The organism is Frigoribacterium sp. AP1 (genome assembly GCF_056680555.1).
In genome coordinates this window covers 3,127,537-3,146,644 of record NZ_CM155288.1, presented here as the reverse complement: position 1 = coordinate 3,146,644, position 19,108 = coordinate 3,127,537, and the positions used below count along the sequence as shown (strand labels likewise).

Here is a 19,108-nt window from a genome sequence, read left to right as displayed (position 1 = left end):
ACGGGTCACCGGCCCGCGACGATCTCGTCGGCGTTGTCGAGGATCCAGTCCATCAGGGGTACGAGGCGAGCGGCGAGTTCGGTGCCGCGCTCGGTCAGCGAGTAGTCGACCCGCGGCGGGATCGTCGGCTGGGCGGCGCGGTCGACGATGCCGTCGGCCTCGAGGGTCTTCAGGGTCGAGGCGAGCATCTTCTCGCTGACGCCCTCGATCTCGCGTCTCAACTCGCCCCACCGCAGCGGACCGCGTTCGAGCGCCAGCAGGATGAGCACGCCCCACCGACTCGTCACGTGGGTCAGCACCACGCGGCTCGGGCACTCCGCCGGGAAACGACCGGAGGGGGCAGGGCGGGCAGGGTTCACGATTCCGACGTCCACGTCAGTAGCTTACGAAAAGGTGCGTACCTGCAGACGGGAAGTCCCGGTGGATCGTCGTCGTTGTCCCGGGCACGCAACCGAAAGGAACACCATGTCCACGATCGTCACCGCCGCCTCCGGCCAGCTCGGCCGCCTCGTCGTCGAGGCCCTGCTCGCCCGCGGCGCAGCCCCCGAGAGCGTCGTCGCCACGTCGCGCGACGTCTCGAAGCTGGCCGACCTCGCCGAGCGCGGCGTCCGCACCGCCGAGCTCGACTACACCCGACCCGACACGATCGCCGCCGTCATCGGCGCGGGCGACGTCGTCGTCCTGATCTCGAGCGACGCGGTGGGCCAGCGGGTCCCGCAGCACGCCGCCGTGATCGACGCCGCGAAGGCCGCCGGTGCCGCCCGCATCGTCTACACGAGCGTCCTCGCGGCCTCGACCTCGCCTCTGATCCTCGCGCCCGAGCACAAGGCGACCGAGGAGCACCTCGCCGCCTCCGGCGTCCCCGCCACGCTGCTGCGGAACGGCTGGTACACCGAGAACTACGTCGGCGAGATCGCCACCGCCCGCGACTCCGGTGTGGTCGCCGCGAGCGTGGGTGACGGCCGTCTCGCCAGCGCCAGCCGTCGGGACTACGCCGAGGCCGCCGCGGTCGCTGCCCTCGACGACTCGACTGCCGGCCGCACCTTCGAGCTGTCCGGCGACCACGCCTGGGACTTCACCGAGTTCGCCGAGGCGCTCTCGGTCGTCACGGGCCGACCGGTCCGCTACGAGTCGCTCACGCCCGAGCGACACGCCGAGCGCCTGCGCGGTTTCGGCCTGGACGAGGGCACGGTCGGCTTCGTCGTCGCGCTCGACGGCAACATCCGCGACGGGCTGCTCGCCGACACGAGCGGCGACCTCTCCGGTCTGATCGGCCGCCCGACGACCCCGCTCGTCGAGGCCCTCACCGCCGCCTCGGCGTAGTCACGCCGACCGCCGGTCGGGAGACCGCAGGAGGCGCGGTGCCGGGACGACCGGCACCGCGCCTCCTCGTCGGGTCGGTTCCCGACGCGGGTGGGCCGGTCCCCGGAGTCGACGGTCGGGTCCCGGTGTCTAGGCTCGGGGCATGGCCACCCTCGTCCTCGTCCGACACGGACGCACCACCGCCAACGCGAGCGGCGTGCTCGCCGGACGGACGGCGGGCGTCCGGCTCGACGACGTCGGACGCGAGCAAGCGCGGCGCACAGCCGAGCGGCTCGCGGTCGTGCCGCTCGTCGGCGTCGTGTCGAGCCCCCTCGAGCGCTGCCGTCAGACGTCGAGGGCGATCCTCGACCGTCAGTCCGGCGTGCCGGTGACGCCGATCGAGCGAGGCATCACCGAGTGCGACTACGGCGACTGGCAGGGTCGGCCGCTGAAGGAGCTGGCGGGCGAGGCACTCTGGTCGGTCGTGCAGAACCAACCGTCGGCCGCGGTGTTCCCCGGTGGCGAGTCGCTCCAGGCCATGCAGGCCCGGGCGGTGGCCGCGGTCCGGCGGCACGACGCCGCGTTCGAGGCCGAACACGGTCCGGGCGCCGTGTGGGTCGCCGTCAGCCACGGCGACATCATCAAGTCGATCCTCGCCGACGCGTACGGCATGCACCTCGACCTCTTCCAGCGCATCAGCGTCGGCCCGGCCTCGGTGTCGATCGTGCGGTACGGGCCGAACCGGCCCGACGTCGTCGCGACGAACACCGACTCGGGCGACCTCTCGTGGCTGCGGCAGGCGGCTCCCGCGGCCGACGCCGCCGTCGGAGGAGGCGCGGGTCCGGCGAGCGGCGCGGCCGCCGGCGACGAGCCTCCCGCGACCTGAGCGTCGGCGGCGGGGCGCTCGTAGACTCGCGGCATGCCCTCCATCGTCCACACCTTCGACTGGCCGGACCGAGTCGTCGTCGGGACCGTCGGTCGTCCCGGTTCCCGTGCGTTCTACCTGCAGGCCCGTGACGGGGCACGCGTCACGAGCGTCGGCCTCGAGAAGATGCAGTCGGCCGCCCTCGCCGAGAAGATCGACGAGATCCTCGACCAGGTGATGGCCGCCGACGGCAACCCGGTCAGCGTGCCCACCGGCATCCCGGTCGAACTCGTCGACAACGAGCCGCTCGACCAACCCGTCGAACCCGAGTTCCGGGCCGGTGCTCTCAGCCTCGGCTGGGACCCGTCCACCGCGCAGGTCGTCATCGAGGCGTTCCCCCTGGTGGAGGTGGACGGCGAGGCCGAGATCGACGAGGCCGAGCTGGAGCCCGACGAGGTCATGGTCGTCCGCATCCCCGTCGGCACGGCGCGAGCGTTCGCGGCGCGCACCCTCGAGATCGTCGGGGCCGGTCGGCCCCTCTGCCCCTTCTGCGGCCAGCCGATCGACCCCGAGGGTCACGTCTGCGTCCTGCCCGGCGAGGTCTGATGGCGTCGGCGTCGGCTGAGGACGAGCCGACCGACGTGCCCGACACCGTTCCCTCGGACGACGTCGAGCTCGAGCTCACCGGTCGCATCCGCACGGCCTCGAACGCGTCCTTCCTGGCCCGCCTCGGTGACGTGTCGGTCATCTACAAGCCCGTGGCCGGCGAACGGCCGCTGTGGGACTTCCCGGACGGGCGGCTCGCCGACCGCGAGGTCGCGTCCTACCTCGTCTCCGAGGCCTCGGGCTGGGACGTCGTGCCGCGCACCTGGCTGCGCGACGGTCCGCTCGGCGAGGGCATGGTCCAGCTCTGGCAGGACGTCGACCCGGAGCAGGACGCCGTCGACCTCGTGCCGGTCGACGAGCTGCCCGACGACGGATGGCGGCTCGTGCTCGAGGGGGACGGCGACGACGGGCCGGTGGCCCTGATCCACGAGGACACCCCGTCGCTCCGACGCATGGCCGTCTTCGACGTCGTGGTCAACAACGCCGACCGCAAGGGCGCCCACGTGCTCGCTCTGCCCGACGGGCGGCGGCACGGCGTCGACCACGGCCTCACCTTCCACGCCGAGCACAAGTTGCGCACGGTGCTGTGGGGGTGGATCGGCGACCCGCTGACCGCTGACGAGGTCGACGGGGTCGGCCGCGTCCGATCCGCTCTCTCGGGCTCGCTGGGCTCGGCCCTGGCGCCTCTCCTCACCCCCGACGAACTCGAGGCGCTCGACGATCGCTGCGCGCGCCTCCTCGCGTCGCCCGTCTTCCCCGAACCGCGCGGCCCTATGCCGGCGGTTCCGTGGCCCGTGTTCTGACGTACGACCCGACGACGGCCGCTCCGAGGTCGTCCAGGTCGGGGGCGGTCACGGTGCCGTCGACGCGCCGCGCCATGCCCTCGACGAAACGGGCGAGCCCCGGGTCGTCGCCGAGCCGGAAGAACGTCGTGTGCGCGCCGAGGCGGCGGGCCACGTCGAGCTGCTCCACCGCCCGCAGGATCGTCACGGGGTGCGGCGGGTAGTCGAAGAAGACCTCACCGCCGGGCTCGAGGTGCGAGGTCGGCTCGCCGTCGGTGACGATCAACAGGACGGGTTGCGCGGTCGGGTGCTCGCGGAAGTGCCGGTTCGCCAGCAGCAGGGCGTGGTGCAGGTTCGTGCCCTTGTCCCACTTCGCGTCGAGGGCGACGAGCTGCTCGATGGGCATGACCTCGGCGTGCCGGCCGAACCCGATCAGCTGCAGGTCGTCGCCGCGGAAGCGGGACGTGATCAGGGTGTGCAGGGCGAGGGCCGTGCGCTTCATCGGAACCCAGCGGTCCTCCATCGCCATCGAGAACGACGTGTCGACGAGCAGGGCCACACAGGCCTGCGTCCGGGCGTCCGTCTCGTGCACCTCGACGTCGCCGATCTCGATCCGCACCCCGCCGTCGGTCCGGCCGCCCTCGGCGGCGGTCCGCGTGACCGCGTTCGTGATGGTCCGGGTCACGTCCCACGGCTCGGTGTCGCCGAAGGCCCAGTCGCGACTCGCGCCGGAGCGGTCGCCGAGGGCTCCTGCGGACCGCACCTCGCGCCTCCCGGCTCGTCCCGACATCGTCGCCGCGACGTCGCGCAAGAGGTTCTTGCCGAGCTGTCGCATGGCCCGCGGAGTCAGGGCGAGGGTGCCGTCGGCGCGACGGCGGAGGGCGCCGGAGTCTCGGAGGGCCTTCTCGAGCCGCCGCAGGGCCGCGGCGTCGACGGCGGCCTGCTCGCCCAGCTGGCGGCGCAGGGCGTCGAGGTCGACGTCGTCGAGCGAGGATCCACGCGACTGCTGGGCCAGTTGTTCGGCGAGCGCGTCGAGGTCGGCGAGGTCCTGGAAGACCCCCGTGCCGTCGCCGAGCCCGAGGCCGTGTTCACCGTCGAGACCTTCCGATCCGCTCCAGTCCTGGCCCGGCCGGAGCGATCGCAGCGTGCCGTCCAGCTGCTCGAGCGACTGCATCAGCTCGGGCGAGCCGAAGGCCTCCTGCGCGAGCGCGTCCAGCTCGGCACGCTGCTCGGCCGACATCGAGTTGCGCAGCCGCTGGGCGGCCGCGGCCCGGGCGGCGAGGGCGTCGATCAGCTCGTCGACGTCGGACGGCCGTTCGGGGAACGAGTCGCCGTGCTTCGCCATGAAGTCGTCGAACTGCTCAGGGGTGTCCTCGCCGCGGGCGTGCGCGTCGAGCAATGCGTTGAGGTCGCGCAGCATCTCGGCGACGGCCGCGCGATCGGCGTCGGTGGCGTTCTCGAGGGCACCCTTCATCCCTGCGAACCGCTGGTCGAGCATCTCGCGACCGAGGAGGTCCTTGATCTGCTCGTACGCCTGACCGGCCTCGCCGCTCTGCCAGCGGTAGTCCGACAGCTCGGCGACGGCGCCGGCCGGGGACGGCGGCAGGCTGTCGAGCTGGAGCAGGGCCAGGGCGCGGTCACCGTCGTGGAGGTCGACGTCTCGGGCGAGCTGGGCGCGTTCGGCCCGCAGGGCCCGGTCGAGCAGCTCGCGGACCTCCTGGAGCGTGCCGTCGAGGTGGTGGTCCCGGGTGAGGGCCCGTCGGCGTTCGGCGACCTGGCGGGCGAGGTCGTCGAGGCCGGTCTGGTCCTTGCCTCCGCGCCGGAGGAACTCACGGAGCGCCGCCTCGGCGCTCGTACCGGCCATGACGTCGCGCCCGACGGCGTCGAGCGCCTCGGACAGGTCGGCAGGAGGCACGAGCGGGTCGGGACCGTCGGCGTACCTCTGGTAGCGCGCGGCCCGGTGCAACCGCCGGTTCGCCCTAGCCACGTCGCACCTCAGAACCCGTAGGCCGCTTCACCGTCGCCGCTCTCCTTGCTCACGCGTCGGGCCAGGAACAAGCCCTCGAACGCCAGCTCGATCGCACCGGCGCGCCCGCCGTCGGACGACGCGCCGAGCCGTTCGGCGATGCGGTCGTAGAGGTCGTCCTCGCCGAGCGAGGGCAATCCGGCCAGGAAGTCCCGAGCGGTGACCTGCTCACCGGTCGTCACCATGACACCCGACTCGAGGGCGTCGACGAGGGCGTCGAAGTCGAGCCCGCGGAAGTGGGCACGGACGGTCTCGGCGGTCGCCGTCCTCAGCAGGTGTTCGAGGACCTCCTCGGCCCGGTCCTCCTCGCCGGACTCGAACTCGATCTTGCCGCCGAGCACGTCGACGGCCGTCTCGAGGTCGATCGGGCGGGCGACGGCCTCGTCCTCACCCTGTCGGGTCGCGCGGTGCAACGCCGCGGCCGCGATGGTCTCGGCTCCGGCGATCGCGAAGCGGGCGCTGACGCCGCTGCGCTGGTCGACCGAGGGGGACTGGCGCAGCGCCCGGGTGAAGCGGGCCAGGATCTCGACGAGGTGGTCGGGCACCTCGGCGACGAGGTCGGCTTCCTGGCGGACGACCGCGACCTCGTCGACCAGCTCGGTCGGGTAGTGCGTCCGGATCTCGGCACCGAAGCGGTCCTTCAGGGGCGTGATGATCCGACCACGGTTGGTGTAGTCCTCGGGGTTGGCGCTGGCCACGACGAGCACGTCGAGGGGCAGCCGCAGGACGTACCCGCGGATCTGGATGTCGCGCTCCTCCATCACGTTGAGCATCGCCACCTGGATGCGCTCGGCGAGGTCCGGCAACTCGTTGACCGCGACGATGCCGCGGTGGCCCCGGGGGATGAGGCCGAAGTGGATCGTCTCGGGGTCGCCCAGGCTGCGTCCCTCGGCCACGCGCATCGGATCGACGTCGCCGATCAGGTCGGCGACGCTCGTGTCGGGCGTCGCGAGCTTCTCGACGTAGCGCTCGTCGCGCCCTCGCCAGGCCACCGGCAGGTCGTCGCCGAGGTCGGCGGCTCGACGGCGGCTCTCGCTCGTGATCGGCTCGAACGGATGCTCTCCCAATTCGGACCCGTCGATGACCGGGGACCACTCGTCGAGCAGACCTGCCAGCGTCCGCAGCAGGCGGGTCTTGCCCTGGCCGCGTTCACCCAACAGGACGATGTCGTGACCCGCGATCAACGCCCGCTCGAGCTGAGGGATGACCGTCGACCCGAAGCCGTGCAGTCCCGGCCAGGGGTCACGACCCTCTCTCAGGGCGTCGAGCAGGTTGTCTCGGATCTCGGTGCGGAGGGGCTTCGGGACGTGGCCCGAGCGCCTGAGTTCGCCGACGGTTCTCGCGGAGGGAGGCATCACCCCGGCGACGCTACGCTCCCGACCCGGACCTCGCGAGGGGCGCCTCCTGCGAGCTTGCCGAGACGTCTCGATTCGACGACATCCGTCGCGTGACGGTCTACTGCACCGCCGCCGTGAGACGCGCGACGTTGTCGAGCACCTGCAGGGGAGCGGGCCGCGTGAGCCAGCCGGCGAGCGTGATCTCGTGCGACTTCGCGCGGTAGTCCGCCTCGACCTCGCGGACCTGGTCGACGAAGCCCGCTCCACGTACCATGAGCGACACCTCGAAGTTCAGGCTGAACGACCGCATGTCCATGTTGCTCGACCCGATCACCGCCACGTCGTCGTCGACCGTGAAGTGCTTCGAGTGCAGCACGATCGGCTTCTCGTAGAGGAAGATGCGGACGCCGGCCCGCAGGAGCGTCTCGTAGTACGACCGCTGGGCGTGGTAGACGAGGAACTGGTCGGCGACCTCGCAGGCGAACAACTGCACGTCGACGCCGCGCTCGGCGGCCGTCGTGATGGCGTAGAGCATCGATTCGTCGGGCACGAAGTAGGGGCTCGCGATGATCAGGCGTTCTTGTGCACCGTAGACCAGGGCGTTGAAGAGCCGCAGGTTGTTCTCGCCGTCGAAGCCGGGCCCGCTCGGCACGACCTGGCACTCGTAGGCGTCGTCGCCCGTACGGCGTTCGACGAGCGGCTCGGCCTCGGCGTCGGTGGGCAGCTCGTCGGTCTCGCTGTACCAGTCGGTGATGAAGAGGGCGTTGAGGCCGATCGCGGCGGGCCCGTCGACGCGCACCATGAGGTCTTTCCACTGCAGGCCGCGTCGCATGTTGCCGCGCTTGTTGTAGCTGGGATCGGTCATGTTCTGCGACCCGGTGAACGCGACGTCGCCGTCGACGACCACGATCTTGCGGTGGTTGCGGAGGTCGGGTCGCCGCCACATGCCCTTCGTGGGGTGGAACGGCAACATCTCCTCGAAGCGGATGCCGGCGTCACGCAGCCAGGTGCGCGTCACGCGGCCCTGCGGGTTGCGGATCGTCGCCCAGTGGTCGTAGAGCACGCGGACCTTGACCCCGCGGTCGTGGGCCCGCTTGAGGGCGTCGAAGAAGAGGAAGGTCGACTCGTCGCGCGTGAGGATGTAGAACTCGACGTGGACGTACCGCTCGGCCGCGTCGACCGCCTCGGTCATGGCCGCGATCGACCCGGCGTAGTCCGGCAGCAGTCGGGCCGTGTTGCCGGGGATCAAGGGCATGGCGCCGAGCGTGCGGTTCAGCTGGACCACCGTGCCGAACCACGGCGGCTGGGTGTCGGTCGGCACGCGGTTGTCGAGGCCCTGCGTGTTCTCGAGGATCAGCGAGTTGATCTCGCGTTGTTTGTCCCGCCGGTCCTTCGGCAGCTTCGTGCTGCCGAGCAGGCCGTAGAGGACGCTGCCCGGGATCGGCGCGACGAAGATCGCCATCAGCCAGGCCATGGCCGAGCTCGGCCGCCGGTTGCGGGGCACGACCGCCACCGAGACGATCCTGATGAGGATGTCGACCACCAGGATCACGGTGGGGAACGCCTTGAGGAGCTTGCGCCAGGTCATCCGCCGATCATCCCAGGTCGAGGCCGCACGAGGCCGCCCCCGTTCGCGCCGACGTCACCACGGCGCGCCGGCACGTCAGCGCCCGCTGCCCGCCAGGCTCGCCGACTCGCCGTCGGGGGCCGTCGCGAGATAGCAGGTGACCTCGCGGTCGCCGGTGGCCCAGGTGTCCTCGGTCGGCGTGAACCAGCCGTAGTCGAGGGCCGAGTCCTCCCAGGTCGACCCGACGTAGTCGTCGAAGACCTCGTAGCACGCGTCGTCGCCGAGCTGCGCGACCTCGTCGTCGCCCGGGAACGCGTCGTCGTCGAGGACCGGTTCGGCGAACACCTCGAAGTGGTGCACGTCGCCGCAGGCGGTCACGTCGACGAACGTCTGGTACTCGTGGTCGATCCCGTCGGTCATGTCGAAGCAGTCCCCGGTGGTGAGCTCGCTCACGAGCTCGGAACCGGTCTCGATGACGCCCCCTTCTCCTCCGTTCGCCTGGTAGAGGCCGAAGCACACGCCCCCGAAGGCGATGACGCCGACCGCGCCCAACACGCCGAACAGCACGCCTCGCGACCGCTTCGGTGCCGGGACGCCCGCCCCGGCACCGGGCGCGAACGCCTGCGGCGCGGGCCAGGCCGTGCCCAGGCGCGACTCGGGCGGGACCAGGGCGGCCCAGCGCCGCACCGTGGCCGAGGCCGCGTCGAGCACCACGGACGTCGTCTCACCGACACCGACGTCGAGGGGGTCCCGTCGCCGCTGGTCGAGGGGCGTGGGACCCGACGCGTCGATGCGCAGGGGCACCGCGAACCAGTGCGATCCGTCGTGCCCCAGGTCGAGGAACTCGGTGGCGCCCAGCCGCACACGCAGCATCTCGGGGTGGCCGGCCCCCGGGACGTCGACGACGCCGGTCGGGTAGTCGCTCGGCAGGACGCGCATCTCGAGCGGTCCGAACCGCTGCACGAGTCCTTCGGCCACGAAGGACACGGGGGTCGCCCCCGAGGGTCCCGCGGTCGTCGGCTGGTCGTCTGGTCGGTCCACGAGGTCCCCCTGCTGCTGCTGCGCGCACCGCATCCCTCGGCGGCCGTCGAGGGATGTTACCGGCACCCGGCGCGGCGGCAGCAGCCCCCGTCGGCGGGCCAGGGGGCGGGCGTGCCTCGGGGGCGCGAGCCGGCGGGGCCGGGCCGCACCGCGCCTCCTATGCTCGGAGCATGTCGTCCGGTCACCCGAGTCCGTCCCGCGCCGACGTCGACCTGGTCGTCGTCGGCGGAGGCGCCATGGGTCTCGCGACGGCCTGGCAGGCCGCGTCGCGCGGGCACGAGGTCGTGCTCGTCGAGCGGTTCGAGCAGGGGCACCACCGGGGTGCCTCGCACGGCGCCACCCGCAACCTCAACGTCGCCTACGACGACGCCGACTACGTCGCCCTCGTGCAGGAGGCGCGGGTGCGGTGGGACGCGCTGGCCGACGAGACCGGCACCCCGCTCCTCGACCTCGTCGGAGTCGTCAACCACGGTCGCCCGGCGATGCTCCGGCGCATGCAGGCGCTGCACATCGACGCGGGTGTCCCCAGCGAACTCGTCACCGCCGAGGACGCGGGGGAGCGGTGGAGGGGCATCCGCTTCGAGACCGAGGTGCTGCACGTGCCCGGCAGCGGACGCATCCGTGCTGCCGAGGCCCTGGTGGCCCTCGCCCGGGCGGCGACGGCCCACGGGGCGCGACTGCGCTGGTCCACGCCGGTCACGGGCCTGCACGTCGAGGGCCCCGAGCGCGTCCGGGTCGTCACGGCCGACGACGAGATCGTCGCGCGGCGCGTGGTGGTGACGGCGGGCGCCTGGACCGAGGACGTCGTCGGAGGCCTCGTACGTCTCCCTCGGCTCACCGTGACGCAGGAGCAACCCGCGCACTTCGCCGTGACCGACCCCGAGGCCGTGTGGCCGAGCTTCAACCACCGTCCCGATCCCGACCGTCCCCCCGAGTCGTGGTGGCCGAGCGTCGTCTACGGCATGCTCACGCCGGGCGAGGGCGTCAAGGCGGGCTGGCACGGGGCCGGCCCCGTCGTGCACCCCGACCGCCGGTCCTTCGCGCCCGACCCCGAGCAGCTCGAGCAACTGCGGCGCTACGCGCGGGAGTGGCTGCCCGGCGTCGACGCCGAGACGGCGGACCCGATCAGCTGCACGTACACGACGACCGACGACGAGGACTTCGTTCTCGACCGCGTCGGCCCCGTCGTGGTGGGGGCGGGCTTCTCCGGACACGGCTTCAAGTTCACGCCGCTGGTGGGGTCGATCCTCGTCGACCTCGTCGAGGGTGGCGAGGCCCCTGCGCGGTTCCGCCGCCTGGGGCGACCGTGACCCGCCGGACCGCGACGACCCGCGGCACCGTGGCGGGCCAGCCCTTCGTGCGTCGGGGGAGCGGCGCGCCCACGATCCTGCTGCCCGGGGTCGGGCCGGGTCGTCACCACCCCTCGACCTGGGACCGCACCCTGCTGCGGCTCGAGACGGCGCCGCTCGTCCGCGAGGTCGACCTGTGGACGCTGGGCCGTCGCCGTGGGCTGCCCGAGGGCACCACGATGAACGACCTCGCCGACGACGTGGCCCGGGCCACGGTCGAGATCTGTGACGGGCCGATCGACGTGGTCGGCACCTCGACGGGCGGCAGCATCGCCTTGCAGCTGGCCGTCGACCACCCCGAGCTGGTGCGGCGACTGGTCCTCGTCTCGGCCGCCCACCGCCTGGGCGACGGCGGGCGCGAGGCCCAGCGGCGCACGGCCGAGCGCCTCCGGGCCGGCGACGCGCGAGGCGCCTCGGCCGCCATGCTCGGTCAGACGACCACCGGCGTCCCCGCCTCGAACGCCCTGCGGCGCTTCGGGCGCGTGGCGCACCACGTCGTCGTCGGCGACCGGCACGACGACCTGGTCGTGACGCTCGACGCCGAGGACTCGTTCGACGTGGGCGACCGCCTCGGCGAGGTCGCCGCCCCGACGCTCGTCGTGGCCGGGGGCGCCGACGGCTTCTACCCGCTCGACCTCGTGGCACGCACCGTGGCCGGCCTGCCGGACGCGACGCTCGCCGTGCATCCCCGGTCGGGTCACCTCGGCCTGGGGTCGCGCGGCGTCGCGCGCGAGGTGCTCGCCCACCTGACCCGCGCCTCCTGACGCTCCGATCGTCGCGGGCACCGAACGGTCGGCCCATCCGCTCGGAACGGGGAATGTGCCGGTCGGACCGGCGAGTCCGCCCGGCGTGGGACCGTTCGTCACCTACCATCCGAGCATGGCCGACAACGTGCAGACCGCGAGCGTCGGGGGCATCGCACCCCTCGACGACGACGTCACGTTCCACCGGCGCCGTGTGACGTTCGTCGCACCCCTCGACGACACCGTCCCCGAGCCCCCCGCTCGCCCGGACCAGCAGGAGCACCACCCCGTGAACCAGACCCTCGCCCCCGAGGCCTCCGTGGAGGGGCTCGACGAGCCGACCGCGATCGCCCCCCAGGCCGAAGCCGAAGCCGAGCCCGAAGCCGCGACGGCCCGCGCGCCACGCCCCGTCTCGATCCCCTCGCACCGTGCCGACGTCGTCCTCGACGACGTGGTGCCCACCGATGCCTCCGAGGCCCGCCCGGCGAGCGTGGCCCGCCACTCGGTCGACACCTCGGCGATCACGCTGCCGGTGCTCGCCGTGTCCGTGCCCGACGACCTGCCCCAGCCTCCCGAGCGGATGACGCTCGACGACGAGGTCCTCGCCCGCCTGGTCGAGAAGCGCCTCGACGACACCGCGACGATCGATCTGATGGCCGTCGTCCAGGCCCAGCTCGCCCTCCGCCAGGTCGAGGCCGCGCGCTTCGCCTCGTGGGAGGACGAGATCACCCGCGTCGGCACGGACGAGGCGGCCCGCGCACTCGAGGCCACCCGCCTCCGCTTCACCGGGGTCGTCCCCGTCGTGCCCCCCGGCGCGATCCGCGAGGCCCGTCCCGTGGTCGAGGCGGGCCACGCACCCAACGCTCCGCTCGCCCCCGACTCGGACGGCGACCGCCCCACGGCCTCCGCCCCGACCTCGTCTCCCGTGGTGGTCCCGTCGACCGGCCCCCGCGCCCTCGTCCACGACGCGGCCGACGCGGCCGACGCGGTCGACGCGTCCGAGCCCACGGACGAGCAGACGGCAGTCGACGAGCAGGCAGCAGCCGACCAGGAGGCGCTGGTCGCGCCGACCACGTCGGGCCCCGAGGCGCAGGCGGTCGCCTCCGCCCCCGTCCCGCCCCTCCTGCGCCGTCCCCTCGCGCTCGTGGTCGCCGCCACGGCCGCCCTGATCGTCGTCGCGGCCGTCGTGCTGGCCTTCGTGCCGGCCCTCGCTGTCGCCTCGGCCGTCCTCTCGACCGTCGCCGTCCCCGTCGCCACCGGCCTCGTCGGCCTGACCGCGCTCGCGTCGGTCTCGACCCGCCCCGACGACGCGACGCGCGTCGCCCGCCGCGGTCCGATCGGCGTCGTGGCCGGTGTGGTCGTCGGCACCGTCCTGGGCTTCGGGCTGTTGCTGAGCGACCTGGGGTCGTTCGCCTGGCAGGGCTTCCTCGTCCGTGCCGTGGGCCTGACCGGCCTCTCGACGTCGGTGTCGGTCGTCGTCGCCCTGCTCGGCGCCGCGGTCGTGGCGTTCATCGTCGCGGTGATGATCACGGGGTTCCGCTCGACGGCTCGCGACTAGGCTGTCGAGGTGTCCACCCTCGCCTCGGTCAACTCCGTCATCGAACGACTCTGGCCTCTCGCGGGTGCCTCGTCGTGGGATTCTCCCGGCCTGGTCGTCGGTGACCCCGACCAGCCCGTGACGCACGTGCACCTGGCCGTCGACGCCGTGCTCGACACCGTCGACGAGGCCGTCGGCATGGGCGCCGACCTCTTGCTCGTCCATCACCCGCTGTTGTTCCACGGCGTCTCGACGGTCGCCGAAGACACCACCAAGGGCGCCGTCGTCGCGCGGCTCGTCCGGGCAGGGTGCGGCCTCGTCGCCGCCCACACCAACGCCGACGTCGTCGAGACCGGCACGTCCCGCGTGCTCGCCCACCAGCTCGGCCTCGTCGAGCAGCGACCGATCAGCCCGGGCACGAGCGAGGGCACGGGCCTCGGCATCGTCGGCCGTCTGCCGCACGCGATGACCCTCGTCGCCCTCGCCCGCCAGCTCGGCGACGTCCTGCCCCCGACCGCGTCGGGCATCCGCGTGGCCGGTGACGCCGACGGCGTCGTCGAGACGGTCGCCCTCTGCGCCGGTGCCGGCGACTCACTGCTGGCCGACCCGGCGGTGCTCGCCGCCGACGTGTACGTCACGAGCGACCTGCGCCACCACCCCGCTTCCGACGCCCGCGAGCTCATGAGGCTCGGTCGCGGTCCCGCCCTCGTCGACGTGTCGCACTGGGCGGCCGAGTGGCTCTGGCTCGACACGGCGGCCGAACAGCTCCGCCGCGAGCTGCACGACGTCGAGGTCACCCTCAGCGACCTGCGCACCGACCCGTGGGACTTCGCCGTCGTGCAGTGAGCACCCCGAGCCGTCCCCGGCGACGACGGCGCGTCGCGACCCGCGAGACCTCGCGACCCGCGCCTCCTCGTCGCCCCGTCCCCGCCTCCCCCCGACCCCGAGAAGAGTCCCCATGCCCCTGATGAAAGCCAGCTACGAGCACCAGGCCCTGCTGCTCGACCTGCAGCAACTCGACACCGCGCTGCGCCAGATCGCGCACAAGGGCGCCAACCTGCCCGAGATCGCCGTCCTCGCGTCGCTCGAGGGCGACGGCTCGCGCCTGCGCAGCCGCCTCGCGACCGAGCAGGGCGCATGGGAGGACGCGCAGAGCGAGCTCAAGCGCATCGAGTCCGACGTCGCCGTCGTCGAGGCGCGCGTCGCACGTGACGAACAGCGCATCGCGTCGTCGTCGTCGACGAAGGACGTCGCCGCCCTCGAGGGTGAGCTCGCCGCCCTCGCCAAGCGTCGCTCCGACCTGGAAGACCTCGAGCTCGAGGTGATGGAGCGCGTCGAGAGCCTGGGTGCCGTCGCCGCGGTGACGCAGGGCGAGCTCGACCAGCTCGACACCCGCCGCGTCGACGCCGAGACCGGACGCGACGCGAAGCTCGCCGAGCTCGAGGCCGAGCGGGCCGAGGTCGTCGCCAACCGCGAGACGATCGCGGCGACGGTGCCCGCCGACCTGCTGGCCCTCTACGAACGTCAGCGCGACCGTTACGGCGTGGGTGCGTCCCTGCTGCGCGGCGGTGTGTCGAGCGCCAGTGGCGTGGCCCTGACCGGCAGCGACCTGGCGGCCGTGCGCGCCGCGGCCGAGGACGACGTCGTGCTCTGCCCCGACAGCAACGCCGTCCTCGTCCGCACCTACGAGTCGGGCATCTGACCCCTGCCGGTGCCCCGCTGGCCCCACGGCACCACGGGCGGGCGCCGCACCGCTAGGCTCGGTGTCGCGAATGGGTCGACAAGACGGTCGCGTCGGCGGGTGCGAACCCGCCGCCGAGGAACGTCCGGGCTCCACAGAGCAGGGCGGTGGGTAACACCCACCCGGGGCAACCCGCGAGAAAGTGCAACAGAGAGCAGACCGCCACGGGTCGCACCCTCGGGTGCGACACGGGGTAAGGGTGAAACGGCGGTGTAAGAGACCACCAGCGGCTCGGGTGACCGGCCGGCTATGTAAACCTCGCCCGGAGCAAGGTCAAAGAGGGGACGTCGAGGCTGCTCGCCGAGTCCCCGGGTAGACCGCTGGAGAGCTGCGGCAACGTAGTTCCGAGAGAGATGGCCGTCCATGGTGCTTCGGCACCGGGACAGAACCCGGCGTACCAGTCGGCCCATTCGCCTCACACGAGAGAGACCCCGGGTCAGGAGGCGCGCCTCCTGACCCGGGGTCTTCTCGCGTCGGTCGTGCCTCGCCTCAGAACGCCGGGTTCGATTCGGCGGCCAGGGCGGCGGCACCCATGATGCCGGCGTTGTTGCGCAACTTGGCGGGGACGATCTCGGCCCGCAGGTCGAGCAGCGGCAGGAACTCGTCGTGGTGCTTCGACACGCCGCCGCCGACGATGATCAGGCGCGGGTAGAGCAGGGCCTCGAGGTGCGAGTAGTACTTCTGCAGGCGCTTCGCCCAGTGCTTCCAGCTGAGGTCGTCGCGCTCCTTCGCCGCGAAGGAGGCCTTGGTCTCGTAGTCCTTGCCACCGATCTCGAGGTGCCCGAGCTCGGCGTTGACGATGAGCACGCCGTCGTTGATGAGGGCGGTGCCGATGCCCGTGCCGAGCGTCGTCATGATGACGAGACCCTTGACGTCCTTAGCAGCCCCGAAACGCGTCTCGGCGTAGCCCGCGGCGTCGGCGTCGTTGACGAAGTGGATGCCCCGGCCGAGCGTGGTCTCGAAGAGCTTCTCGGCCTCGAAGCCGATCCACTTCTTCGACACGTTGGCGGCCGAGAGGGTCTTGCCGTCCATGATGGCGGCCGGGAAGCAGACGCCGACCGGCACCGAGGCGTCGTCGAGGCCCAGTTCGTCGACGATCTGCTGGACGACCGCGACGATGGCGTCCGGCTCGCCGCCCTCGGGGGTGCTCTTCTTGATGCGGTCCGAGAGGAGCTCGCCGCTGTCGAGGTCGACGATCGCCCCCTTGATGCCTGTGCCGCCGATGTCGATTCCCACTGCGGTGCGTGCCATGGGTGGTCCTTTCTCAGGAGAGCGTGAGGATGTCGGCACCGCGTTCGGTGACGACCAGGGTGTGCTCGAACTGGGCCGTGAGGCTCTTGTCGCGGGTGGAGACGGTCCAGTCGTCGTCCCAGACGTCGGCGTCGATGCCGCCGAGGGTCAACATGGGCTCGATGGTGAACACCATGCCGACCTCGATGACGTCGTCGTACTGCGGGGCGTCGTAGTGGGGGATGATCAGGCCCGAGTGGAAGGCGCGACCGACACCGTGGCCGGTGTAGTCGCGCACGACACCGAGGCCGAAGCGCTTGGCGTACGACTCGATGGCCCGACCGATCACGTTGACCTGGCGGCCCGGGGCGACGGCCTTGATGCCGCGGCGCAGCGCCTCGCGGGTGCGGTCGACCAGCTCGACGGTCTCGGGGGCGGCCTCGCCGACGACGAAGGTTCGGTTGAGGTCGCCGTGCACGCCGTTCTTGTAGGCGGTGATGTCGATGTTGATCAGGTCGCCGTCGACGAGGACGGTGTCGTCGGGGATGCCGTGGCAGATGACCTCGTTCACCGAGGTGCAGACCGACTTGGGGTAGCCGCGGTACCCGAGGGTCGAGGGGTAGGCGTCGTGCGCGACGACGAACTCGTGGGCGATGCGGTCGAGCTCGTCGGTGGTCACGCCGGGGCGGAGGGCGGCCTCGACCGCGTCGATGGCCTGCGAGGCGATGCGGCCGCTCTCGCGGATGAGCTCGACGGTCTCGGCGTCGTACACGTCGCCGTCGGTGTACTCGGCGGGGGCGGCCTTGCCGACGTACTCGGGTCGGGCGATCGACGGGGGGACCGGACGCTGCGCTGAGATCCGGCCCGGGGTCAAGAATCCGTGGGAGTCCCGGGGCATACGATCAAGCTTAGGGGGAGCGCGACGGGCTCGCGTTCTCCACAGCCGCACCGAGAGGACGACACCATGGCCGAGTTCTGGTTCAACACGAAGACGCACGAGGTCGAAGAGGGCAAGGTCTCGCCGGCCGTCGACCGGGCCGGGCCCTACGCCACACGCGACGAGGCGGCCCGGGCGATCGAGACGATCAAGGCCCGCAACGCCGCCCTCGACGCCGAAGAGGCCGCGAACGACTGAGCGGATCGAGCGTCCCGTCGGCGGACCGCCGACGGGACGCCCGGGCGTCAGACCGTCGTCGGTCGGTAGGTGATCGGCAGGCGGCGGTCGCGGCCGAAGGCCATGCCCGAGATCTTGGGGCCGATCGCCCCCTGGCGGCGCTTCCACTCGGACCGGTCGACCAGCTTCGTGATCTCGGCCACCGTGTCGGCGTCGTAGCCGAGCGCGACGACGTCCGCCGCCCCCAGCGCGTTCGTGATGTAGCCCTCGAGGATGCCGTCGAGTACCTCGTACGGCGGCAACGAGTCCTCGTCTTTCTGGTCCGGCCGCAGCTCGGCGGACGGCGGCTTCGTGATCGAGTTCTCGGGGATCGGCGCGGTCTCGCCGATCGACTCGGCGTGGGCGTTGCGCCACCGGGCGAGCTCCCAGACCATCGTCTTGGGGACGTCCTTGATCGGTGCGAACCCGCCGACCGAGTCGCCGTAGATCGTCGAGTAGCCCACGGCCAGCTCGGTCTTGTTGCCTGTGGTCAGCACGAGGTGGCCGTGCAGGTTCGACAGGCCCATCAGCACGAGCGCCCGGGCGCGGGCCTGCACGTTCTCCGCGGCGAGGCCCGTGAGGTGCAACTGCTCCTCGAACGGCGCGACGAGGTCGGCGATCGGCTCGGTCGAGTACCGGACGCCGATCCGCTCGGCGACGTCGTCGGCGTCGCTGCGGCTGTGCTCGCTCGACCACTGACTGGGCATCGAGACGCCGTACACGGCGTCGGCCCCGATGGCGTCGGCGGCGATCGCCGCGCACACGGCCGAGTCGATGCCACCCGAGAGGCCGAGGATCACGCTGCGGAACCCGTTCTTCCGCACGTAGTCGCGGGTGCCGAGCACCAGGGCGTTCCAGAGCTGCTGCCGGTCGTCGGGCAGTTCGGCGACGTCGCGTTCGACCGCGGACGAGGAGGCGCGGCCCGTGTCGGACCCGTGGCCCCCGGCACCGTCGCCGGTCGCCTCGGTCGCCGCCTCGAGTTCTACGCGGCGGATGCCCTCGGGCAGCTCGGTGTCCGTGGCCGGCTCGGGGTCGAGGTCGACGACCAGCAGGTGCTCGTCGAACTGCGGGGCCCGGGCCAGGATCGTCCCGTTGCCGTCGACCACCACGCTGTCGCCGTCGAAGACCAGGTCGTCCTGACCGCCGACGATGTTGACGTAGGCCACCAGGGTGTCGTTCTCGACGGCCCGGCGCGTGACGAGCGGGAGGCGCACCTCGTCCTTGTCGCGGACGAACGGGCTCGCGTTGATCACGAGGAGCAGACCCGCGTCGGCGTGCAGCACGCGCTCCACCGGGCCGCCGTCGCGCCAGAGGTCCTCACAGATCACGAGGGCGACGTCGACGCCGGCCACCCGGACGACGAGCAGCTCGTCACCGGGGATGAACACGCGGTACTCGTCGAAGACCGAGTAGTTCGGCAGGTGGTACTTGGCGGTGGTCGTCACGACACGCCCGCCCTGCAGGACGCTCGCGCAGTTCTTCGCGATGGCCGTGGGGGCGTTGCTCGTGCCCAGCAGGCGGGGCTCGAAGGGGCCGTCGGCATGGCCGACCACGACGGGCAGGTCACCCAGGCCCTCGGCCTGGAGGGTCTCGGCCAGGACCTCGACGGCGTGTCGGCTGGCCTGCAAGAAACTCGGCCGGCTGGCGAGGTCCTCGATCGGATAGCCCGTGACGCTCATCTCGCCCGCGGCGAGCAGGTCGGCACCGGCGGCGCGGGCCCGACGGGCCGCCTCGACGATCTGGGCGGAGTTGCCGGCGAGGTCGCCGACGACGGGGTTGGTCTGCGCGAGCGCCAAGCGGAGTCGGGGCATGTCCACTACCGTAGTGGC

General features: G+C 72.3%; 18 protein-coding genes and 1 other RNA gene. 11 read left to right on the top strand and 8 right to left on the bottom strand.

Features of this window, described 5'->3' with window-relative positions; translation table 11 throughout:
- Window positions 1–5 precede the first annotated feature (5 nt).
- A complete protein-coding gene (locus AC1MBW_RS14895) occupies window positions 6–374 on the bottom strand; it encodes a winged helix-turn-helix transcriptional regulator (RefSeq protein WP_480024946.1) in 369 nt (122 codons plus the stop codon).
- Window positions 375–465: 91 nt separating this feature from the next.
- On the opposite strand from AC1MBW_RS14895, the gene AC1MBW_RS14890 reads away from it, so the two are divergent.
- From AC1MBW_RS14890 to AC1MBW_RS14875, 4 genes are all read left to right on the top strand, one after another.
- Complete coding sequence (locus AC1MBW_RS14890) at window positions 466–1,323, top strand: NAD(P)H-binding protein (RefSeq protein ID WP_480024945.1); 858 nt, start codon at window positions 466–468, stop codon at window positions 1,321–1,323.
- Between the two features lie 142 nt (window positions 1,324–1,465).
- Window positions 1,466–2,188, top strand: a complete 723-nt coding sequence (locus AC1MBW_RS14885) for a histidine phosphatase family protein (protein WP_480024944.1) — start codon at window positions 1,466–1,468, stop codon at window positions 2,186–2,188.
- 33 nt (window positions 2,189–2,221) lie between these two features.
- Window positions 2,222–2,773 (top strand): DUF3090 domain-containing protein, encoded by a 552-nt coding sequence (locus AC1MBW_RS14880; protein WP_054146561.1) that lies wholly within the window; start codon window positions 2,222–2,224, stop codon window positions 2,771–2,773.
- 35 nt (window positions 2,774–2,808) lie between these two features.
- On the top strand, window positions 2,809–3,576 hold the full coding sequence (locus tag AC1MBW_RS14875) for an SCO1664 family protein (protein WP_054146582.1): 768 nt from the start codon (window positions 2,809–2,811) through the stop codon (window positions 3,574–3,576).
- Here the strand turns inward: AC1MBW_RS14875 and AC1MBW_RS14870 are convergent.
- The 4 genes from AC1MBW_RS14870 to AC1MBW_RS14855 all read right to left on the bottom strand — a co-directional run bounded on the left by AC1MBW_RS14870 (window position 3,545) and on the right by AC1MBW_RS14855 (window position 9,526).
- Window positions 3,545–5,542 (bottom strand): vWA domain-containing protein, encoded by a 1,998-nt coding sequence (locus tag AC1MBW_RS14870; protein WP_480024943.1) that lies wholly within the window; start codon window positions 5,540–5,542, stop codon window positions 3,545–3,547. The two genes, AC1MBW_RS14875 and AC1MBW_RS14870, sit on opposite strands and share 32 nt — an antisense overlap.
- Window positions 5,543–5,550: 8 nt before the next feature.
- Window positions 5,551–6,936: a magnesium chelatase ATPase subunit I gene (locus AC1MBW_RS14865; RefSeq protein WP_480024942.1), complete on the bottom strand. Its 1,386-nt coding sequence runs from the start codon at window positions 6,934–6,936 to the stop codon at window positions 5,551–5,553.
- Window positions 6,937–7,036: 100 nt separating this feature from the next.
- Entirely contained in the window at window positions 7,037–8,506 is a 1,470-nt protein-coding gene (cls, locus tag AC1MBW_RS14860; RefSeq protein ID WP_480024941.1) for a cardiolipin synthase, read from the bottom strand.
- Window positions 8,507–8,581: 75 nt separating this feature from the next.
- On the bottom strand, window positions 8,582–9,526 hold the full coding sequence (locus tag AC1MBW_RS14855; protein WP_480024940.1) for a septum formation family protein: 945 nt from the start codon (window positions 9,524–9,526) through the stop codon (window positions 8,582–8,584).
- Between the two features lie 170 nt (window positions 9,527–9,696).
- Here AC1MBW_RS14855 and AC1MBW_RS14850 point away from each other — a divergent pair, with 170 nt between their 5' ends.
- From AC1MBW_RS14850 to rnpB, 6 genes are all read left to right on the top strand, one after another.
- Window positions 9,697–10,836, top strand: a complete 1,140-nt coding sequence (locus AC1MBW_RS14850) for an FAD-dependent oxidoreductase (RefSeq protein WP_480024939.1) — start codon at window positions 9,697–9,699, stop codon at window positions 10,834–10,836.
- Window positions 10,833–11,639, top strand: a complete 807-nt coding sequence (locus AC1MBW_RS14845; RefSeq protein ID WP_054146555.1) for an alpha/beta fold hydrolase — start codon at window positions 10,833–10,835, stop codon at window positions 11,637–11,639. Before AC1MBW_RS14850 ends, AC1MBW_RS14845 begins: the two co-directional genes overlap by 4 nt.
- Before the next feature lie 115 nt (window positions 11,640–11,754).
- Window positions 11,755–13,176 carry a hypothetical protein gene (locus AC1MBW_RS14840; RefSeq protein ID WP_480024938.1) on the top strand — a complete coding sequence of 474 codons (1,422 nt, stop codon included), beginning with the start codon at window positions 11,755–11,757 and terminating at the stop codon, window positions 13,174–13,176.
- A 9-nt stretch (window positions 13,177–13,185) separates the two neighbouring features.
- Window positions 13,186–14,001, top strand: coding sequence for a Nif3-like dinuclear metal center hexameric protein (locus AC1MBW_RS14835; protein WP_480024937.1), 816 nt, complete (start codon window positions 13,186–13,188; stop codon window positions 13,999–14,001).
- A gap of 112 nt (window positions 14,002–14,113) precedes the next feature.
- Window positions 14,114–14,857, top strand: coding sequence for a zinc ribbon domain-containing protein (locus AC1MBW_RS14830; protein WP_480024936.1), 744 nt, complete (start codon window positions 14,114–14,116; stop codon window positions 14,855–14,857).
- Window positions 14,858–14,928: 71 nt separating this feature from the next.
- Window positions 14,929–15,309: RNase P RNA component class A (gene rnpB / locus AC1MBW_RS14825), an RNA gene on the top strand.
- A gap of 76 nt (window positions 15,310–15,385) precedes the next feature.
- Here the strand turns inward: rnpB and ppgK are convergent.
- Together ppgK and map are read right to left on the bottom strand one after the other, a co-directional pair.
- Window positions 15,386–16,147, bottom strand: coding sequence for a polyphosphate--glucose phosphotransferase (gene ppgK / locus AC1MBW_RS14820; protein ID WP_054146000.1), 762 nt, complete (start codon window positions 16,145–16,147; stop codon window positions 15,386–15,388).
- Window positions 16,148–16,160: 13 nt separating this feature from the next.
- On the bottom strand, window positions 16,161–17,024 hold the full coding sequence (gene map, locus AC1MBW_RS14815) for a type I methionyl aminopeptidase (RefSeq protein WP_054146001.1): 864 nt from the start codon (window positions 17,022–17,024) through the stop codon (window positions 16,161–16,163).
- Window positions 17,025–17,090: 66 nt separating this feature from the next.
- Here map and AC1MBW_RS14810 point away from each other — a divergent pair, with 66 nt between their 5' ends.
- Window positions 17,091–17,261, top strand: coding sequence for an SPOR domain-containing protein (locus AC1MBW_RS14810; RefSeq protein ID WP_123570143.1), 171 nt, complete (start codon window positions 17,091–17,093; stop codon window positions 17,259–17,261).
- Between the two features lie 47 nt (window positions 17,262–17,308).
- Here AC1MBW_RS14810 and AC1MBW_RS14805 read toward each other — a convergent pair whose 3' ends face one another.
- Window positions 17,309–19,090: an NAD+ synthase gene (locus tag AC1MBW_RS14805; RefSeq protein WP_480024935.1), complete on the bottom strand. Its 1,782-nt coding sequence runs from the start codon at window positions 19,088–19,090 to the stop codon at window positions 17,309–17,311.
- Window positions 19,091–19,108 lie beyond the last annotated feature (18 nt).